Source organism: Rahnella sp. PD12R (assembly GCF_019200965.1).
GTDB classification, from domain to species: Bacteria; Pseudomonadota; Gammaproteobacteria; order Enterobacterales; family Enterobacteriaceae; genus Rahnella; species Rahnella laticis.
Window position 1 is genome coordinate 167,564 of sequence record NZ_JAHTMS010000002.1, and the last position, 18,489, is coordinate 186,052.

The following is an 18,489-nucleotide window of genomic DNA, read 5'->3' on the forward strand; positions in this document are numbered from 1 at the left end:
GCACAAGGTTGCAACATAGAAGATATTGCTTGCCATAAAGATAATGAATTCACCTGAACCTTTTCATATGGAGTGGTTGCGCATGGGTATGACGACGATGGGCGTGAAGCTGGACGAAGGCACACGCGACAGGCTAAAAATTGCGGCACAGCAAATTGACCGTACGCCGCACTGGCTGATCAAACAGGCGATTTTTTCCTATCTGGAACGTCTGGAAAATGGCGATTCACTGCCGGAGATCCCGGCGCTCAACGGCGCAGCGGCTGGCGACGCGGAAGATCCCGCCGGTCAGCCGGTACAGGAAATGCATCAGCCATTCCTTGATTTCGCCGAGCAGATTTTGCCGCAGTCGGTCAGTCGCTCAGCCATTACCGCCGCCTATCGCCGCCCGGAGCCGGAAGCCGTTTCCATGCTGCTCGAACAGGCCCGTCTGCCTGCCCCACTCAACGACGCGGCGCTGAAACTGGCCGCTGACATCGCCACCAAACTGCGTAACCAGAAAAGTGCAAACGGCCGCGCCGGTATGGTGCAAAGCCTGTTGCAGGAATTCTCCCTTTCCTCGCAGGAAGGCGTGGCGCTGATGTGTCTGGCCGAAGCGTTGCTGCGTATTCCCGATAAGCCAACCCGCGATGCGTTAATCCGCGACAAAATCAGCAACGGCAACTGGCATTCACATCTTGGCCGCAGCCCGTCACTGTTCGTCAACGCCGCGACCTGGGGTTTGCTGTTTACCGGCAAACTGGTGGCGACACACAATGAAGCCAGCCTGTCGAAATCCCTGAACCGGATTATCGGCAAAAGCGGCGAACCGCTGATCCGCAAAGGCGTGGACATGGCGATGCGCCTGATGGGCGAACAGTTCGTGACCGGCGAAACCATCGCGGAAGCGCTGGCTAACGCGCGCAAACATGAAGAAAAAGGTTTCCGTTACTCCTACGACATGCTGGGTGAAGCGGCGCTGACCGAAAAAGACGCGCAGGCGTATTTGCAGTCTTATCAGCAGGCGATTAACGCGATTGGTAAAGCTTCAAACGGGCGTGGCATTTATGAAGGGCCGGGGATTTCCATCAAACTTTCCGCCCTGCATCCGCGCTACAGCCGTGCGCAGTACGAACGCGTGATGGACGAACTTTATCCGCGCCTGCTTTCCCTGACACTGCTGGCGCGCAGTTATGACATCGGCATCAACATTGACGCCGAAGAAGCCGACCGTCTGGAAATCTCCCTCGATTTGCTGGAAAAACTCTGCTTTGAGCCGGAACTGGCGGGCTGGAACGGCATCGGCTTCGTTATTCAGGCTTACCAGAAACGCTGCCCGATGGTCATCGATTATCTGACTAATCTGGCGCAGCGCAGCCGTCGCCGCCTGATGATCCGCCTGGTGAAAGGCGCGTACTGGGACAGCGAGATTAAACGCGCCCAGATGGACGGGCTGGAAGATTATCCGGTTTATACCCGCAAGGTTTACACCGACGTTTCCTATCTGGCCTGCGCCCGCAAACTGCTGGCGGTGCCCAACCTGATTTATCCGCAGTTCGCGACGCACAACGCGCACACCGTGGCGGCAATTTATCAGCTGGCCGGTAACAACTACTATCCCGGCCAGTACGAATTCCAGTGCCTGCACGGCATGGGCGAACCGCTGTACGAACAGGTTGTCGGCAAAATCAGCGAGGGCAAACTGAACCGCCCTTGCCGCATTTATGCCCCGGTCGGCACGCATGAAACGCTGCTGGCGTATCTGGTGCGCCGCCTGCTGGAAAACGGCGCAAACACCTCCTTTGTTAACCGTATCGCTGACGCCACCTTGCCGATTGACGAACTGGTTGCCGATCCGGTTCTGGCCGTCGAAGCGCTGGCCGCCAGCGAAGGTCAGGTCGGATTGCCGCATCCGCGTATCGCGCTGCCGCGCAATTTGTACGGTGACAAACGCGTGAACTCAGCCGGGCTGGATATGTCGAGCGAACACCGTCTGGCGTCGCTTTCCAGCGCCCTGCTGCAAAGCGCCAGCCATCCGGTGAAAGCCCAGCCGATGATTGATGCGCAGACCGATGAAGGCGAATTCCTGCCGGTCATTAACCCGGCTGAAAACGGCGATATCGTCGGTTACGTGCGTGAAGCCACGCAGGACGAAATCAGCCGTGCGCTGGATGCGTCCACCGCCGCCGGTGCCATCTGGTTTGCGACGCCTCCCGAAGAGCGCGCCGCAATCTTGCAACGCGCCGCAGAATTGATGGAAGCGCAGTTGCAAAGCTTGCTTGGCGTGCTGGTGCGTGAGGCCGGAAAGACCTTTAATAACGCCATCGCTGAAGTGCGTGAAGCGGTGGATTTCCTGCACTATTACGCAGGCCAGATCCGCGAAGATTTTGCCAATGACTCGCACCGTCCGCTCGGGCCGGTTGTGTGTATCAGCCCGTGGAACTTCCCGCTGGCGATTTTCACCGGCCAGATTGCCGCCGCGCTCGCCGCAGGCAACAGCGTGCTGGCAAAACCGGCTGAGCAGACGCCGCTGATTGCCGCGCTGGCCGTGGGCATTTTGCATGAAGCCGGTGTTCCGGCGGGTGTGCTGCAACTGTTGCCGGGCCAGGGTGAAACCGTGGGCTCACAGCTGGTGAATGACGAGCGCGTCCGCGGCGTGCTGTTTACCGGTTCCACCGACGTGGCGGGAATTTTGCAACGCAACATCGCCGGTCGTCTGGATCCGCAGGGGCGTCCAACGCCGCTTATCGCCGAAACCGGCGGCCTGAACGCGATGATTGTGGATTCCTCTGCGCTCACCGAACAGGTGGTGACGGATGTCGTGGCGTCAGCTTTCGACAGCGCCGGTCAGCGCTGTTCCGCCCTGCGCGTGCTGTGTATTCAGGACGACGTCGCCGACCATACGCTGCAAATGCTGCGCGGCGCGATGGCCGAATGCCGCATGGGCAACCCTGAGCGGTTGTGTACCGACATCGGGCCGGTGATCGACGCAGAAGCTAAAGCCGGTATCGAGAAACACATCGATGCCATGCGCGCCAAAGGCCGCACGGTGTATCAGGCCACGCAGGAATTTACTGCCGATCAGCAGGAATGGATGCGCGGAACCTTCATCAAACCGACGCTGATCGAGCTTGAAAGCTTCGATGAAATGAAGAAAGAAATCTTCGGCCCGGTACTGCATGTGGTGCGTTATGCCCGTCAGGATCTGGATAAGCTGATCGGTCAGATTAATGCCGCGGGTTACGGCCTGACGCTGGGTATCCACACCCGCATCGACGAAACCATCCACCGCGTGACGCAACAGGCGCACGTCGGCAACATGTACGTGAACCGCAATATGGTCGGCGCTGTCGTGGGTGTGCAGCCGTTCGGTGGTGAAGGCTTATCAGGTACCGGTCCGAAAGCCGGTGGCCCGCTGTACCTGTACCGTCTGCTGAGCAGCCGCCCGCAGGACGCCGTGCAGCAAACGTTATTGCGTCAGGATCGCGAACTGCCGCTCGACACGTCTGTACGCGAAGCGTTACTGGCACCGCACCGCGCGTTGCAACAATGGGCGGCGGAGCAGAAACATCGCGAAGACCTGATTGCCGTGTGCGAGCGCTTCGCACAAACCAGTCAGGGCGGCACTTTGCGTACCCTGCCGGGGCCAACCGGGGAACGTAACACTTACGCATTGTTGCCGCGTGAGCGTGTTCTGGCGTTGTCAGACAATCATGACGATGCCCTGACCCAGCTTGCCGCCGTCACCGCGACCGGTTGCCGTATTCTCTGGCCGGATGCGCCGTTACAGCGCGAACTGTTCAGCCAGTTACCGAAAGCGGTACAGGAACGTGTCGATTTCGCCAAAGACTGGCAAAACGATGCACCGGTATTTGACGCGGTGATCTACCACGGCGACGCCGATCAGCTGCGTGAACTTTGCCAGCTTATCGCCAAGCGCCCGGGCGCTATTATTTCAGTACAAGGGTTTGCGCGCGGCGAAGATAACATCCTGCTGGAGCGTCTGTTGCATGAGCGTTCGCTGAGTGTGAATACCGCAGCAGCGGGTGGGAATGCGAGTCTGATGACAATCGGGTGAGTGTTTGTGCGGGAAGCGCCGCACTGGCGCTTTTTGAGCCGAAGCTTGATCGAGAAGGTTTCGGTTTTCACTTGTAGTGAGGGGCTGAGACTATGACCGAGAAAGTTTCGGTTTTTCAATAAATGTGTTCACTTAACCCGCTGCGCCGAAACCGACAAAAGAGGGGCAAGACGGCCCCTCTTTTGAATCTCCACGTCTTTTTTACTGCGCGCTACCGCTTGCTGGCTATGTTTCAGCAACAGCAGTTATTGCCGCGAAAACTTGCCGCTGCGCGGTTCCCTTACTCGGTTTCGAGCCACAGGTCTCGAAACACTTCGCTCGGCAAGCTTTCCGAAAGCGGCTGGAGGCTTTTTCAATTCAACAATCAGCCTGCATCTATCTTCCGAATTACATAGCCATTGGCCGCTTTCAAAACGGCGTTGAGCGAGCGGAGAGAAACAGCGAGAGTCTTTTTTCGAGCAGGTTCGAACCCGAAGCGAAAGTACCGCGCAGCGGCGGCGTTTGCGGCACTAGCCGGAGTTGCTGAAACATAGCCAGCCAGCGGTAGCGCGCAGTAAAAAAGACGTGGAGATTCCAAAGAGGGCTCGTCATAGCCCTCTTTGGTCGGTTTCGGCGCGAGCCGCTGAGTGATAGCTGTTATTGAAAAACCGAAATATTCTCGGTCATAGTTCCAGCCCTCACGGCGAGTGAAAAACCGAAATATTCTCGGTCATAGTCCCAGCCCTCACTGCAAGTGAAAACCGAAACTTTCCCGTCACCCGATCCTCTAATCACCATCTTAAACTGTCATTAAAACGTCATAACTCTGACTTAACCTGCCGGTAACAAAATACAACAATCTGTGTTTTTTTATTTCTGACGGTTTATCAAAAGGAGTTTTGACCATGCAACAACCTCTCTCTCTGCTTGCCCGCGCACTCTCTGCTGCCCTGCTGGTTTCCGCATCCGCCAGCGCTTTCGCCGCTGAGCCGGACGCCCTGACAGACCGCGCAGCAAAAGGCGTGCTGACTGAACCGGGTGGCGCACGTCGTCTGAGCGGTGATCAGACAGCAGCGCTGAAAGCTTCGCTTTCGGATAAAACGGTGAAGAACGTAATCCTGCTGATTGGCGACGGAATGGGCGATTCTGAAATCACTTCCGCACGAAATTATGCAGAAGGCGCAGGCGGTTATTTCAAAGGTATCGATGCCCTGCCGCTGACCGGTCAGTACACGCATTATTCTCTGGATAAAAAGACACAGAAACCAAGCTATGTGACGGATTCCGCCGCTTCAGCCACAGCCTGGACGACCGGCGTAAAAAGCTATAACGGCGCGATCGGGGTGGACGTAAACGGTAAAGATCACCAGACCATTCTCGAGATCGCCAAAGCCGCAGGCAAAGCGACCGGCAACGTCTCGACGGCAGAATTACAGGACGCCACGCCAGCTGCCCAAATCGCGCATGTTACGTCGCGTAAATGCTACGGTCCGGAAGAAACAGCGGAGAAGTGCGCCAGCAACGCGCTGGAAAATGGCGGGCGCGGTTCCATCACTGAACAGCTGTTGCAGGCCCGCGCCGACGTCACACTGGGCGGTGGCAAAAAATCCTTCAGTCAGCTGGCGAAAGCCGGCGAATTCAGCGGTAAATCCCTGAAAGACCAGGCGCTGGCGCAGGGTTATGTATGGGTAGAAAACGCCGACCAGTTGAACGCTATCACGCTGGCCGACCAGAAAAAACCGCTGCTGGGCTTATTCGCCGACGGCAACATGCCGGTACGCTGGCAGGGTCCGAAAGCCACGTATCACGGCAATATCGATAAACCGGCCGTTACCTGCGAAGCCAATCCGCAGCGCACCGCAGAAATCCCGACGCTGGCCGCGATGACCGAAAAAGCGATCGACCTTCTGAAAACCAATCAGAACGGTTTCTTCCTGCAAGTCGAAGGCGCGTCGATTGATAAGCAAGATCACGCTGCCAATCCGTGCGGTCAGTTTGGTGAGACGGTAGATCTTGATGAAGCGGTGCAGAAAGCCCTCGAATTTGCCCGTCAGGATGGCAATACGCTGGTGATTGTGACCGCCGACCATGCGCATTCCAGCCAGATTATCGAAGCCGACGCCAAAGCCCCCGGCCTCACGCAAACGCTGACCACCAAAGATGGCGCGCCGATGACCATCAGCTACGGGAATTCCGAGGATGACTCGCAGGGTCACACCGGGACTCAGTTGCGGATCGCCGCGTTCGGGCCACACGCCGCGAACGTCGTCGGGCTGACCGACCAGACGGATTTGTTCTATACCATGCGGGAAGCAATGAATATTAAATAAGCAGTGAGGGCTGGCCGCTGACTGAGTAAATTTCGGTTTCTCACTCGCCGTGAGGGCTGGATCGAGAATATTTCGGTTTATCACTCGCCGTGAGGGCTGGATCGAGAAAGTTTCGGTTTTTCAATTGCAGTGATCGCTCAGCGGCTGGCGCCGAAACCGACCAAAGAGGGCTATGACGAGCCCTCTTTGGAATCTCCGCGTCTTTTTCAACACGCGCTGCCGCTCGCTGGCCATGTTTCAGCAACTCCGGCTAGTGCCGCAAACGCCGCCGCTGCGCGGTATTTTCGCTTCGGGTTCGAACCTGCTCGAAAAAAGACTCTCGCTGTTTCTCACTCCTCACTCAACGTCGTTTTGAAAGCGGCCAATGGCTATGTAATTCGAAAGATACATGCAGGCTGGATTTTGAATTTAAAAATCCTCCAGCCGCTTTCAGAAAGCTTGCCGAGCGAAGTGTTTCGAGACCTATGGCTCGAAACCGAGTAAGGGAACCGCGCAGCGGCAAGTTTTCGCGGCAGTAGCTTAAGCACCTGAAACATGGCCAGCGAGCGGCAGCGCGTGTTGAGAAAAAGCGTGGGAGATCAAAGAGGGAGGCGCTTTCCTCCCTCTTTGTCGGTTTCGGCGCAGCGTGTTAAGTGAACACAGTTATTGAGAAACCGAAATATTCCCGGTCAGCCGTCAGCCTTCACTGCAAGTGAAAAACCGAAATCGTCTCGATCTCTTATTACAACCACCTTCAGGTTGCAACTGTTATACACAAATATCACCATACTGTTCCTGTTATACCAACTCCCCTTCATGGTTAAATCCCCTTTCATCATCTGCTATAAAAATAGGTCTTCTCATGTTGGGTTTAGATGCCTTCGAACTGGCTCGTATACAGTTCGCTTTCACCGTTTCTTTCCATATTATTTTTCCTGCCATCACCATCGGGCTGGCCAGTTTTCTGGCGGTGCTTGAAGGGATGTGGCTCAAAACCAAAAAAGAGGAATATCGCGACCTCTATCATTTCTGGTCAAAAATCTTTGCTGTGAATTTCGGCATGGGCGTGGTTTCCGGGCTGGTGATGGCGTATCAGTTCGGGACTAACTGGAGCTTTTTCTCGTCATTTGCGGGCAGTATCACCGGCCCGCTGCTGACTTACGAAGTGCTGACCGCCTTTTTCCTCGAAGCGGGTTTTCTGGGCGTGATGTTGTTCGGCTGGAACCGCGTCGGCCCCGGTCTGCACTTTTTCGCCACCTGTATGGTCGCGCTCGGCACGCTGATGTCCACGTTCTGGATCCTCGCCTCTAACAGCTGGATGCAGACGCCGCAGGGCTTTGAAATCGTCAACAATCAGGTGGTGCCGGTGGACTGGCTGAAAGTCATTTTCAACCCGTCGTTCCCCTACCGTTTGCTGCACATGACCACCGCCGCGTTCCTGTCGTCGGCATTTTTCGTTGGCGCGTCTGCCGCCTGGCATCTGCTTAAAGGGCGCAATACCCCGGCAATGCGCACCATGTTGTCGATGGCAATGTGGATGGCGCTGATCGTTTCTCCGGTTCAGGCGCTGATTGGCGACGCCCACGGGCTGAACACGCTGAAATATCAGCCCGCGAAAATCGCGGCAATTGAAGGCCACTGGGAGAATAAAAACAGCGAACCAACGCCGCTGATTCTGTTTGGGTATCCGGATATGGAACGTGAGGAAACGCGTTATTCGCTGGAAATCCCCTATCTCGGCAGCCTGATCCTCACGCACAGCCTGACCCAGCAAATCCCGGCGCTGAAATCGTTCCCGAAAGAAGATCGCCCTAACTCCAGCATTATTTTCTACAGTTTCCGCATTATGGCCGGGCTCGGTATGCTGATGATCGTGCTGGGATTGTGGAGCCTGTGGCTCCGCTGGCGCGGTAATCTTTATGAAAACAAAGCGTTTCTGCGGTTTGCATTACTGATGGGGCCGTCCGGTCTGATTGCCCTGCTGGCGGGCTGGTTTACCACTGAAATTGGCCGCCAGCCGTGGGTGGTTTATGGCCTGCTGCGCACGAAAGACGCCGTTTCCAGCCACGGCGAGATGCAGATGAGCATCAGCCTGCTGCTGTTCGTGGTGATCTATTCCTCGGTGTTTGGCGTCGGTTATCTCTACATGATGAAACTTATCCGCAAAGGGCCGCAGCCGCATGAGGGTCAGAATCAGGATCACGGCGGACCGGGGCAACATCGCACACCGGCGCGTCCGCTGTCGGCTATTAAAGAACCGCTGAACGACGAAGGAGTCTGAAATGGGTATCGATCTTCCGCTGATTTGGTTTTTGATCATCGTCTTTGGCGTGATGATGTACGTGGTGATGGACGGCTTTGATCTTGGCATCAGCCTGCTGTTCCCGCTGGTGAAAGCAGAGCATGAGCGCGATGTGATGATGAACACCGTCGCGCCTGTCTGGGACGGCAACGAAACCTGGCTGGTGCTCGGCGGTGCGGCGCTGTTTGGCGCGTTTCCGCTGGCGTATTCCGTGGTGCTCGACGCGCTGACTATTCCGCTCACATTAATGCTGTTCGGCCTGATTTTTCGCGGCGTGGCCTTTGAGTTTCGCTTCAAGGCCAGTGCGGCAAAGCGTCACGTCTGGGACAAATCGTTTATCGCCGGTTCAGTGCTGGCAACGTTTTGTCAGGGCGTGGTGCTCGGCGCGGTCGTCGGCGGCATTCCGGTGGTTAACCGCGCCTATGCCGGTGGCGCGCTGGACTGGCTGACGCCGTTCAATCTGTTCTGCGGCTTCGGGCTGGTCGTGACCTACGCCCTGCTCGGCTGCACCTGGCTCATTATGAAAACCGAAGGCCGCCTGCAGGAAAGCATGCACCGCTGCGCAAAACCGCTGCTTTTCACCTTTCTGACCGTGCTGGTGATCATCAGCATCTGGACGCCGCTGACGCACGCCGCCATCGCCGCCCGCTGGTTCAGTGTGCCAAATCTGTTCTGGTTCCTGCCGGTTCCGGTGCTGGTGTTGCTGGTAGCGTTCCGGATGTTGCGCGCGGTAAACCGTCAGGCGCACCACTCGCCGTTCCTGCTGACGCTGGCACTGATTTTCCTCGGGTATACCGGCCTTGGGATCAGCATCTGGCCGAACATTATTCCGCCGTCCGTTTCCATCTGGGAGGCGTCCGCGCCGCCGCAAAGTCAGGGATTCATGCTGGTCGGCGCGCTGTTTATTATCCCGATTATTCTGGTTTATACCTTCTGGAGCTATTACGTGTTCAGAGGGAAAGTGACGCCGGAACAGGGCTATCACTGAGATGCGGAGGAGTAAATGAAGAAGCTCATCAGGGAAATGGATGATGAAACCGTTATCCGTCAGCCTTTCTGGAAACGTGTCGGCTGGATGGCAACCATCTGGCTGGGCAGCGTACTGGCGCTGTTTGTTGTCGCCTCGGTGTTTAAATTGCTGATGGCCGCAGCGGGAATGCGTACACACTGATCCCACAAACAAAAAACCTCCGCCATCACTGGCGGAGGTTTTTCATTGCGGCCGCGGAAAACCGGTCAGCGCAGCAGGTTATCGAGACGATCGTCGTCGATGCCGTCCGGCTCAAGGTGCGCCGTCACATCGGCAAACTTGAACAATTTGCCCACCGCCATTTCGGCCGCGTCGCCGATATCGTGTCCGATATCCACGCTCAGGTTGCCGTCAACTTCCACATGGAATTCCACAAAAACGCGGTCGCCGCCGTTACGGGTGCGGATATCATGCACACCTTTCACTCCGGTCACGCTCAGCACGGCTTCTTTGACGCGTTTACGGTCATCGGCGCTCAGCTCCCGGTCCAGCAACTGCGTCAGCGCATCCGCCGCCATGCCGCGTGAATTCCAGATCATATAGAAAGAAATCAGCAGCGCGCCGATGGAGTCAGAACGCGTCCAGCCAAAATAGCGTTCGAAAATCAGCGCCAGCAGCACGGCGATATTCACCGCGACGTCGGTGATGTAATGCGCACGGTCGGCGGCAATCGCCGTGGAACCGGTGCGTTTCACCACGTACGTTTGCATCAGCACCAGGCCGGTCGCCGCCACACAGCTGATGATAATGACCCAGATCCCTAGCCCGAGTTGCGCCAGCGGCGCCGGGTTAATAATGCGTCCGATGGATTCCCCGCCGAGCACCAGCCCGGCCGCACCCAGCAACAACGCCTGGACAAAAGCGGCGACGGCTTCGGCTTTGCCGTGCCCGTAACGGTGGCCTTTGTCGGCAGGACGCAGAGCGTAACGCACGCCAATTAACGTCACCATGGACGCCAGCACATCGACCAGCCCGTCAGCTGCCGACGTCAGCAAAGCAATAGAGCCCGTCGCCACCCACGCCCAGACTTTGATGCACACCAGCACCAGCGCCACGCAGACAGAAACCAGAGAAGCGATACGCGTCAGCCCTTTATAGGAAGGGGCCGGGCGACTCATGAATGGCTCCGGACAAGCCGGTTTTTTTGAGAATTATTCACAGGAATTCCTGAAGCAGAGGATCAACTAAATTTGATAAATACAAATACCAGTCCGGCATTATAACCCATTTTCCACTTTTTAAGACCTTCCCTATGGTTTGGATCTTCGTGCCCTGACTAAGGTTTATTGACCTATATTTACTTGCATTTACATCAATACAATCTAGCTTAAAACAAGATTTCTTTGTTCCGGCGCGCGGTCGCCGATAACCAGAAGAGCACTATGACAAACGATAACAATGCAAAACCTTCCGCGTCAGATGACGCACGTTCCGAACAGTCAGAACTCGACTCCAGCCAGGTGAAATCAGGAGAAGGCCACACTCAGGACAACAAATCTTCCCATAACGACGCCGGTGAACCGGACGAGAAACGCAAAGGCCCCGGCAAAAAGCCGCTGATTATTCTCGGTATTGTTGTGGTTGTCATGCTGGTCGTGGCGCTGGTCTGGTGGCTGATGACCAAAGACCAGATCAGTACCGACGATGCCTTTACCGAAGGCGACGCCGTGACCATCGCGCCGAAAATCGCCGGTTATGTCACTAATCTGGCGGTGAAAGATAACCAGTTCGTACATAAAGGCGATCTGCTGGTCGAAATCGATCCGCGTGATGCCACCGCGCAGCGCGATGCCGCGCAAGCTCAGCTTGGGCTGGCGGTGGCACAGCTGCATCAGGCGCAGGTTCAGTATGATCTGGCGAAAGTGCAGTATCCGGCGCAGCTGGCGCAGGCCAAGGCCCAGCAGACGCGTGCGGAAGCCAACTTACTTAACGCCACGGCAGATTTCCGTCGTCAGCGCGGTGTCGATCCGCGGGCGACCACGCAACAAAATATCGATACGTCCAACGCACAGGTACGTTCAGCCGCCGCAGACCTGGAAAATGCCAAAGCGCAGGTGCAGGTTGCCGCGCAGGTTCAGCTTAATATTCGTCAGGCCGAAACCAACGTTGAAGCCCGTCAGCAACAGGTTGAACAGGCCAAAGCGCAACTCGAAAATGCCACACTGAATCTTTCGTATGCGCAGGTTCGCGCACCGTTCGACGGCTACGTCACCAAGCGTAATGTGCAGCTCGGTACGCTGGTGCAGGCCGGTTCATCCCTGTTCTCGGTGGTGTCGAAAGAGATCTGGATCGCCGCCAACTACAAAGAATCGCAGCTTGAGCGGATGCGCCCGGGCAATAAAGTCGAAATCACCGTGGATGCGTTCCCGGACATCAAACTTCACGGCCACGTCGACAGTATTCAGCAAGGCACCGGCTCGCGCTTCTCAGCCTTCCCGGCGGAAAATGCCACCGGTAACTATGTGAAAATTGTGCAGCGCGTTCCGGTCAAAATCGTCATCGACAGCGGTCTGGATGAAAATCATCACCTGCCGCTCGGCCTGTCTGTTGAACCGACGGTGACCGTCGAATGAATGAAGATCGCAGCTACTGGAAACCCAAGGCCAATCCGTGGGCAGTTGCCGCCGTCGTAACCATTGCGGTGTTCATGGAAATCCTGGACACCACCATTGTTAACGTAGCGCTGCCGCACGTCGCCGGTTCGCTGTCCTCCAGTTATGACGAATCGACCTGGGTTTTAACGTCATATCTGGTGGCCAACGGCATTGTGCTGCCGATTTCCGCGTTTCTCAGCCGCGTGATGGGCCGCAAAACTTACTTTCTGATCTGTATCGCGATGTTCACCGTCTGCTCTTTCCTGTGCGGTATCGCCACTGAGCTGTGGCAGATGATTTTGTTCCGCGTGTTGCAGGGGTTCTTCGGCGGCGGTTTACAGCCGATCCAGCAATCGGTGCTGCTGGATTATTTCAAGCCGGAAGATCGCGGCAAGGCGTTTGGCCTTTCATCGATTGCCATCATCGTGGCCCCCGTCGTCGGGCCGACGCTCGGCGGTTACATCACCGATAATTTCAGCTGGCGCTGGGTGTTTCTCATCAACATTCCGGTGGGGATTATCGCCCTGCTGGCGATCTATCAGTTGCTGGAAGATCCGCCGTGGGAGCGTAAAGCCAAAGGCAAACTCAGTATTGATTACATCGGTATCGGGCTGATTGCGCTCGGGCTGGGCTGTTTGCAGGTCATGATGGATCGCGGCGAGGACGACGACTGGTTTAAATCCGGCTTCATCGTCACCTTTGCGGTGCTGGCGGCAACCGGGATTGTCGGCGCGATTTACTGGCTGCTTTATGCCAAAAAACCGGTGGTCGATCTGCGCTGTATGAAGGATAAAAACTTCGCCGTCGCCGGTTTACTGATGGCCGGTATGGCGATGATTTTGTACGGCAGCTCAGTGGTCATTCCGCAGCTGGCGCAGCAGCAGTTAGGCTATACCGCCACGCTCTCCGGGCTGGTGATGTCGCCCGGCGCGGTGCTGATTGTGTTGTCGATCCCGCTGGTGCTGAAACTGATGCCCATTGTGCAGACGCGTTACATCATTGCCTTCGGCTTCTTCCTGCTCGCCGCGTCGTTTATCTATTCGGCCACGCTGACGCCGGACGTCGATTTCACAACGCTGGTGATGTACCGCAGCGCGCAGTCGATCGGGCTGGGCTTCCTGTTTGTGCCGCTGACGACCATCGCGTTCATCACTATTCCGCAGCGGATGAACGCAGACGCCGCCGCGCTGTTCACCATGTTCCGTAACGTCGCAGGCTCGATCGGGATTTCGCTGGCCACGGCCGGTGTGACCGAACGAACGCAGGCACACAGCGCACACATGGCGCACAACATGTCGCCGCTCAATGAACAGTTTAATCAGGCCGTAAGCAAAAGTGCCGCCGCTATACGCGATTTCGCCCACATCGTCGGCGACCCGATTCAGCTCGCCACCGTGAAGATGTATCAGGAAATGATCTCGCAATCGCGCATCCTGGCTTACATCGATGTGTTCGGCTATTGCGCCATCGTCGCTGTTATTTTGATCCCATTTTGTTTCCTGCTTTCGCCGGTTAAGAGCGAAGGTAATGCCGGAGCACATTAAGTTGAATACGACCCGGAAGTTGAATAAGACCACGCTAATTACCGTTTCGGCTCTCACGCTTGCGCTGGCGGGCTGCTCCGTGGGCCCTGATTACCAGAAACCGAACCCGGTCACGCCGGGCGCTTATAACGACATGACCAAGCCGAAAGACGCCGACGGCGCGTCCATCGCCCTGCCGTCAGAGCCGAATCCGTTATGGTGGAAAGCGTTTAATGATCCGCAGCTCGACAGCCTGATCACCCGCGCGATTGCCGGGAATATCTCCCTGCAACAGGCGGTGCTGCGCATTGCCGGCGCCCGCGAGCAGGTCAAACAGGCCGAAGGCGCCTGGCTGCCGTCGGTTCAGGGCAGCGCAAAAGCCACGCGTCAGCAGCTTGGCCTGAAAGGCATTCTGGATTCCAGCGGCGCTTCACAGCAGCTGAACGATCTCAGCCCGCAAGCGTCCGGCGCCATTGATACGGCGACACGTCCGGTCAATCTGTATCAGGGAAGTTTCGATGCCAGCTGGGAGCTGGATTTATTTGGCGGCACGCGACGTCAGGTTGAAGCCGCCAATGCGCAGACGCAATCTTCCGTCGAACAACGCAACGATGCGCTGGTGTCGCTGGAAGCCGAAGTCGCCCGCGCGTATCTGCAACTGCGTGGCGCGCAAAGCGTGACGGCAGCGATTCAGACGCAAATCGACGTGGCTCAGCAGACGCTGGATCTCACGCAAAACCGCCAGAAGAACGGCCTTTCGCCGCAGCTCGATGTCGAAAACGCCCGCGCACAACTGGGTTCATTGCGCGCCCAGTTGCCGCAGTATCAGGCGCAGGAACGTCAGGCGATGAACGGGCTGGCGGTTCTGCTCGGCCAGACGCCGGGCTCGCTGGATGCCGAACTGACCGCACCAAAACCGATGCCTGCCCTGCCCGCCGCCGTCCCGGTGGGCGTGCCGTCGCAGCTGGCGCGTCGCCGCCCGGACGTGCGCAAAGCCGAAGCCGACCTTCACGCGGCGACGGCCAATATCGGCGTCTCAGTCGCGCAGATGTTCCCGAGTATTTCCCTCACCGGCCAGTTCGGGATGCGTAACACTGACGTGAGTTATCTCGACAACTGGAGCAGCCATTTCTACTCCTTCGGCCCGCAGGTCACGCTGCCGATCTTCCAGGGCGGACGTCTGGTTTCCAGCGTGCATCTTTCCCGCGCGCAGCAGGCCAATGCCGCGCTGAACTACCGCCAGACGGTGCTGACCGCGCTTCAGGACGTCGATAATGCGCTGGTGAATTATCGCACCGATCAGGATCAGGTGAACGGATTAGACCAGACGACCGAAGCATTACAGACGGCGTTTGATCTCGCCAGCGACAGTTACCGTCAGGGGCTTTCAACGTTCATCAACGTGCTCGACGCCCAGCGCCAGCTCGCACAGGCGCATCAGCAATCCGCCGAAGCGAAAGTGAAAACCAGCACCGATCTGGTGTCACTGTACAAAGCCCTCGGCGGCGGCTGGGAGCCGTACCAGAACGTCGATTTGCCGACCTACACCGTGTTTGGTCCGGCGGCAACAACGGATGTGAAAGTCAAAACGACGTCGGGAATAACGCCGTAAAGGCGGTTTAATGTGACGAGATAAAATCCGAAGGCGTGACCGGGGCAGGTAATGAAAAATTCTGCCTCATTCGCTCAACTTCGTTTACCGGCGTGAGCCCGAATAACCGTTTAAATTCGCGGCTGAACTGAGAAACGCTTTCGTAACCCACCTGCACACCCGCTGCTGAAGCCGTCAGATTATTGCGTAACATCAGTAATCTGGCCTGATGCAGACGGGTGGATTTCAGATACTGCATCGGCGACGTATCGGTAATGCTTTTGAAATGACTGTGGAACGTTGGCAGGCTCATTCCCGCCTCTTTCGCCAGCGCATTCACATCCAGATGCGTATCGTATTCTGTATGCAGTTTTCGCAGCGCCTTCATCACTTTGCCGAACTGCCCCTGCATCGTCAGCGCACTGCGCAGCGCGCCGCCCTGCACACCGGTCATCACGCGATAATACAATTCACGCAACATCGCATTTCCCAGAATTTCAGCATCCTGCGGACACGCCATAATCTGTAAAAAACGCAATACGGACGCGCGCATGGCTTCATCCATCGGGCTGGACACCATACTTTTTGGCGATTCCACCGGCTGATACGGATATGCCTCCAGCTGCAACAAAATATCTGCCGCCAGGCTGAAATCGAGCCGCATGTAAATCGCCAGCATCGGCTCATCTTCACTGGCATCGGTTTCCATGGTAAACGGCACCGGCACGGCAACCATCAGATAATGCTGCGCATCATACAAATAGACATCATTCCCGAGAAACCCCCGTTTTCTTCCCTGCACCACAATCACAATTCCCGGCTCATATAAAACCGGCGTGCGCATCAGCGGGCGGTTCGAACGCAGAAAACGGACATCGGGCAGAGACGTGAGATTGTAGCCTTCCCGCGGCGTCAGCCTATCGAGAAGCGCAACCATCTGGCGTGCGGTTGCGGATGAAGGAATTGTCATATTGCCCCCGGAGGTGAACAGAAAAGTCACAACAGTGTGGCAGCGGGTGATATTCCCGTCCAGATGCCTCAGAGGATCAGGCAAACATACGAGAGGATCCGGGCTACGGATTTATCGCCCCGCGCCCTATTCTGGTTTCCCGTTACTGAGGAGCATTTTATGAGCCATTCAAAACTCTTTTTTATTACCGGCGTCAGCAGCGGCTTTGGCCGTGCGCTGGCAGAAGAAGCGCTGAAAGCCGGACACCGTGTCGCAGGGACATTGCGTAACCAGCAGGACAAAGAAGCATTCGACGCGATTGCCCCAGGGCGAAGTTTTGGGCATATCCACGACGTGACTGATTTTGCCGCCATTTCTGCGCTGGCTGACGCCATTGAAAGCGAAACCGGCCCTGTCGATATCCTCGTCAATAATGCCGGATACGGACATGAAGGAATTATGGAAGAATCGCCGCTCAGCGAGGCGTTACATCAGTTTGACGTCAACGTGTTCGGCGCGGTGGCTGTGATCAAAGCGTTTCTGCCTTACTTCCGTGCCCGCCGCCGCGGTCATATTCTCAATATCACGTCCATGGGCGGCTTTATTACGATGCCGGGGATCAGCTATTACTGCGGCAGTAAGTTTGCATTGCAGGGGATTTCCGAGACGCTGACCAAAGAGCTGAAGCCTTTTAATATTGCCGTCACGGCCATCCAGCCGGGATCATTTCGTACCGACTGGGCGGGACGTTCAATGGTGCGTTCACCGCGAAGCATTGCGGATTATGACGACACTTTCGGCCCGATCCGCGACACGCGTGAAAAACGCAGCGGTCATCAGCCCGGCGATCCGCTGAAAGCCGCCGCCGCCATTTTGTCGCTGATTGACAGCCCCGCGCCACCGGCCTCATTGCTGCTGGGCAGCGATGCTGTCACGTATGTGAGGGAAAAACTGCTACAGATGAATGCGGATATTGATGCGTGGGAAACGCTCAGCCGCTCAACCGATGGCTGAAAAACCCTTTTCAGAACCCCGGTAAACGCATTTCCATCAGACTGCGCTATTCTGTTCAGACATTGAAAATAATCCTGCCTGCGGGCGGGATTTTCGTCTGAATAACAATCGGGTAAAAAATGAACGACATTTCTAACGAAGATAAAAAACCCAGCTGCGATTCAGTGATCAACAGCGTTGCCTACCGTGACGGCAAGCGGTTGCAGGATGTCACCGTCGAAGATATCAGTGAAGTGCTGAAAGAGCCGGACACCTTTGTGTGGCTCGGTTTGTGGCAGCCGGAAGATGCGTACATGCGCAGTATTCAGGAAGAGTTCGGGTTGCATGACCTGGCAATTGAAGATGCGCTCACCGCCCATCAGCGGCCGAAGATCGAGCAGTACGGCGAGTCGCTGTTTATCGTCACGCACACCGCGCAAAAGGTGAATGAGACGATCGAGTACGGCGAAACGCATCTGTTTCTCGGCAAAAATTTTCTGATCACCATCCGTCACGGCGCATCCTCGAGCTACAAACAAATCCGCAAACACGCCGAAGAACGCCCGGACATGATGAGCAAAGGGCCGGCTTACGCGCTGTATTGCGTGCTGGATTCCATCGTCGATAACTACCTGGAAATTCTGCACCGCTACACCGAAGAATTCGACGCCATCGAAAAGCTGATGTTCCAGAACACGTTTAACCAGCAGGCCGTGCAGCAGGTGTATAAACTGCGCCGCGATCTGCTTTCGCTGCGCAACGCCGCCGTGCCGATGGAAGATATCTGTAACCAGCTCAGCCACCATTATGAAGAGCTGATGCCGAAAAGCCTGCGTGCCTATATTCGTGACGTGCAGGATCACGCGAATCAGGTGATCCGCACCACCGACGATATGCGCGAAATGCTTTCGAACGCCATGCACGTGAATCTGGCGCTGGTGTCGGTGCATCAGAATGAAGTGGTGCAGCGCCTCGCGGGCTGGGGGGCGATTCTGGCGATCCCGACGGTGATATTCAGCCTGTACGGCATGAACTTTAAAAACATGCCGGAGCTGGACGACTGGTGGGGATATCCGGTCACGCTGGGTGTCACGGTCGCCGGTTGCGCATGGTTATACTGGAAACTCAAAAAATCGGGCTGGCTCTGATATTATTACCTGAA

14 protein-coding genes are annotated in these 18,489 nt (G+C 56.4%); 11 read left to right on the plus strand and 3 right to left on the minus strand.

Translation table 11 applies throughout. From position 1 onward, the window contains the following. Positions 1-82 precede the first annotated feature (82 nt). Positions 83-4,057, plus strand: a complete 3,975-nt coding sequence (putA, locus tag KWG64_RS04740; RefSeq protein WP_218521095.1) for a trifunctional transcriptional regulator/proline dehydrogenase/L-glutamate gamma-semialdehyde dehydrogenase — start codon at positions 83-85, stop codon at positions 4,055-4,057. A gap of 408 nt (positions 4,058-4,465) precedes the next feature. Here putA and KWG64_RS04745 read toward each other — a convergent pair whose 3' ends face one another. Continuing rightward, positions 4,466-4,648, minus strand: coding sequence for a hypothetical protein (locus KWG64_RS04745; protein WP_218521096.1), 183 nt, complete (start codon positions 4,646-4,648; stop codon positions 4,466-4,468). A gap of 293 nt (positions 4,649-4,941) precedes the next feature. On the opposite strand from KWG64_RS04745, the gene phoA reads away from it, so the two are divergent. From phoA to KWG64_RS04770, 5 genes are all read left to right on the plus strand, one after another. Further along, positions 4,942-6,366 carry an alkaline phosphatase gene (phoA, locus tag KWG64_RS04750; protein ID WP_195815785.1) on the plus strand — a complete coding sequence of 475 codons (1,425 nt, stop codon included), beginning with the start codon at positions 4,942-4,944 and terminating at the stop codon, positions 6,364-6,366. Between the two features lie 186 nt (positions 6,367-6,552). Continuing rightward, complete coding sequence (locus KWG64_RS04755; RefSeq protein WP_218521097.1) at positions 6,553-6,849, plus strand: hypothetical protein; 297 nt, start codon at positions 6,553-6,555, stop codon at positions 6,847-6,849. A gap of 358 nt (positions 6,850-7,207) precedes the next feature. Further along, positions 7,208-8,626, plus strand: a complete 1,419-nt coding sequence (locus KWG64_RS04760; protein ID WP_218521098.1) for a cytochrome ubiquinol oxidase subunit I — start codon at positions 7,208-7,210, stop codon at positions 8,624-8,626. 1 nt (position 8,627) lies between these two features. Then, on the plus strand, positions 8,628-9,635 hold the full coding sequence (cydB, locus tag KWG64_RS04765; RefSeq protein WP_218521099.1) for a cytochrome d ubiquinol oxidase subunit II: 1,008 nt from the start codon (positions 8,628-8,630) through the stop codon (positions 9,633-9,635). Positions 9,636-9,671: 36 nt separating this feature from the next. Next, a complete protein-coding gene (locus KWG64_RS04770; RefSeq protein ID WP_152326361.1) occupies positions 9,672-9,818 on the plus strand; it encodes a DUF2474 domain-containing protein in 147 nt (48 codons plus the stop codon). A gap of 65 nt (positions 9,819-9,883) precedes the next feature. Here the strand turns inward: KWG64_RS04770 and KWG64_RS04775 are convergent, their stop codons facing one another. Then, a complete protein-coding gene (locus KWG64_RS04775) occupies positions 9,884-10,795 on the minus strand; it encodes a cation diffusion facilitator family transporter (protein WP_218521100.1) in 912 nt (303 codons plus the stop codon). A 264-nt stretch (positions 10,796-11,059) separates the two neighbouring features. On the opposite strand from KWG64_RS04775, the gene KWG64_RS04780 reads away from it, so the two are divergent. The 3 genes from KWG64_RS04780 to KWG64_RS04790 are packed head-to-tail and all read left to right on the plus strand — an operon-like array spanning position 11,060 to position 15,406. After that, positions 11,060-12,250, plus strand: a complete 1,191-nt coding sequence (locus KWG64_RS04780) for an HlyD family secretion protein (RefSeq protein WP_152326057.1) — start codon at positions 11,060-11,062, stop codon at positions 12,248-12,250. Beyond that, positions 12,247-13,815, plus strand: coding sequence for a DHA2 family efflux MFS transporter permease subunit (locus KWG64_RS04785; RefSeq protein ID WP_218521101.1), 1,569 nt, complete (start codon positions 12,247-12,249; stop codon positions 13,813-13,815). Before KWG64_RS04780 ends, KWG64_RS04785 begins: the two co-directional genes overlap by 4 nt. Next, a complete protein-coding gene (locus KWG64_RS04790; protein ID WP_218521102.1) occupies positions 13,799-15,406 on the plus strand; it encodes an efflux transporter outer membrane subunit in 1,608 nt (535 codons plus the stop codon). Before KWG64_RS04785 ends, KWG64_RS04790 begins: the two co-directional genes overlap by 17 nt. 7 nt (positions 15,407-15,413) lie before the next feature. On the opposite strand, the gene KWG64_RS04795 is transcribed toward KWG64_RS04790, so the two are convergent. Continuing rightward, the gene (locus KWG64_RS04795; protein ID WP_101078535.1) at positions 15,414-16,355 is read right to left on the minus strand and encodes an AraC family transcriptional regulator; all 942 of its coding nucleotides are present in this window, start codon (positions 16,353-16,355) and stop codon (positions 15,414-15,416) included. A 159-nt stretch (positions 16,356-16,514) separates the two neighbouring features. Between KWG64_RS04795 and KWG64_RS04800 the strand changes: the two genes are divergently transcribed. Both KWG64_RS04800 and corA read left to right on the plus strand, forming a co-directional pair. Beyond that, positions 16,515-17,348, plus strand: coding sequence for an oxidoreductase (locus KWG64_RS04800; protein WP_218521103.1), 834 nt, complete (start codon positions 16,515-16,517; stop codon positions 17,346-17,348). Positions 17,349-17,467: 119 nt separating this feature from the next. Continuing rightward, positions 17,468-18,475, plus strand: a complete 1,008-nt coding sequence (corA, locus tag KWG64_RS04805) for a magnesium/cobalt transporter CorA (protein ID WP_195824624.1) — start codon at positions 17,468-17,470, stop codon at positions 18,473-18,475. Positions 18,476-18,489 lie beyond the last annotated feature (14 nt).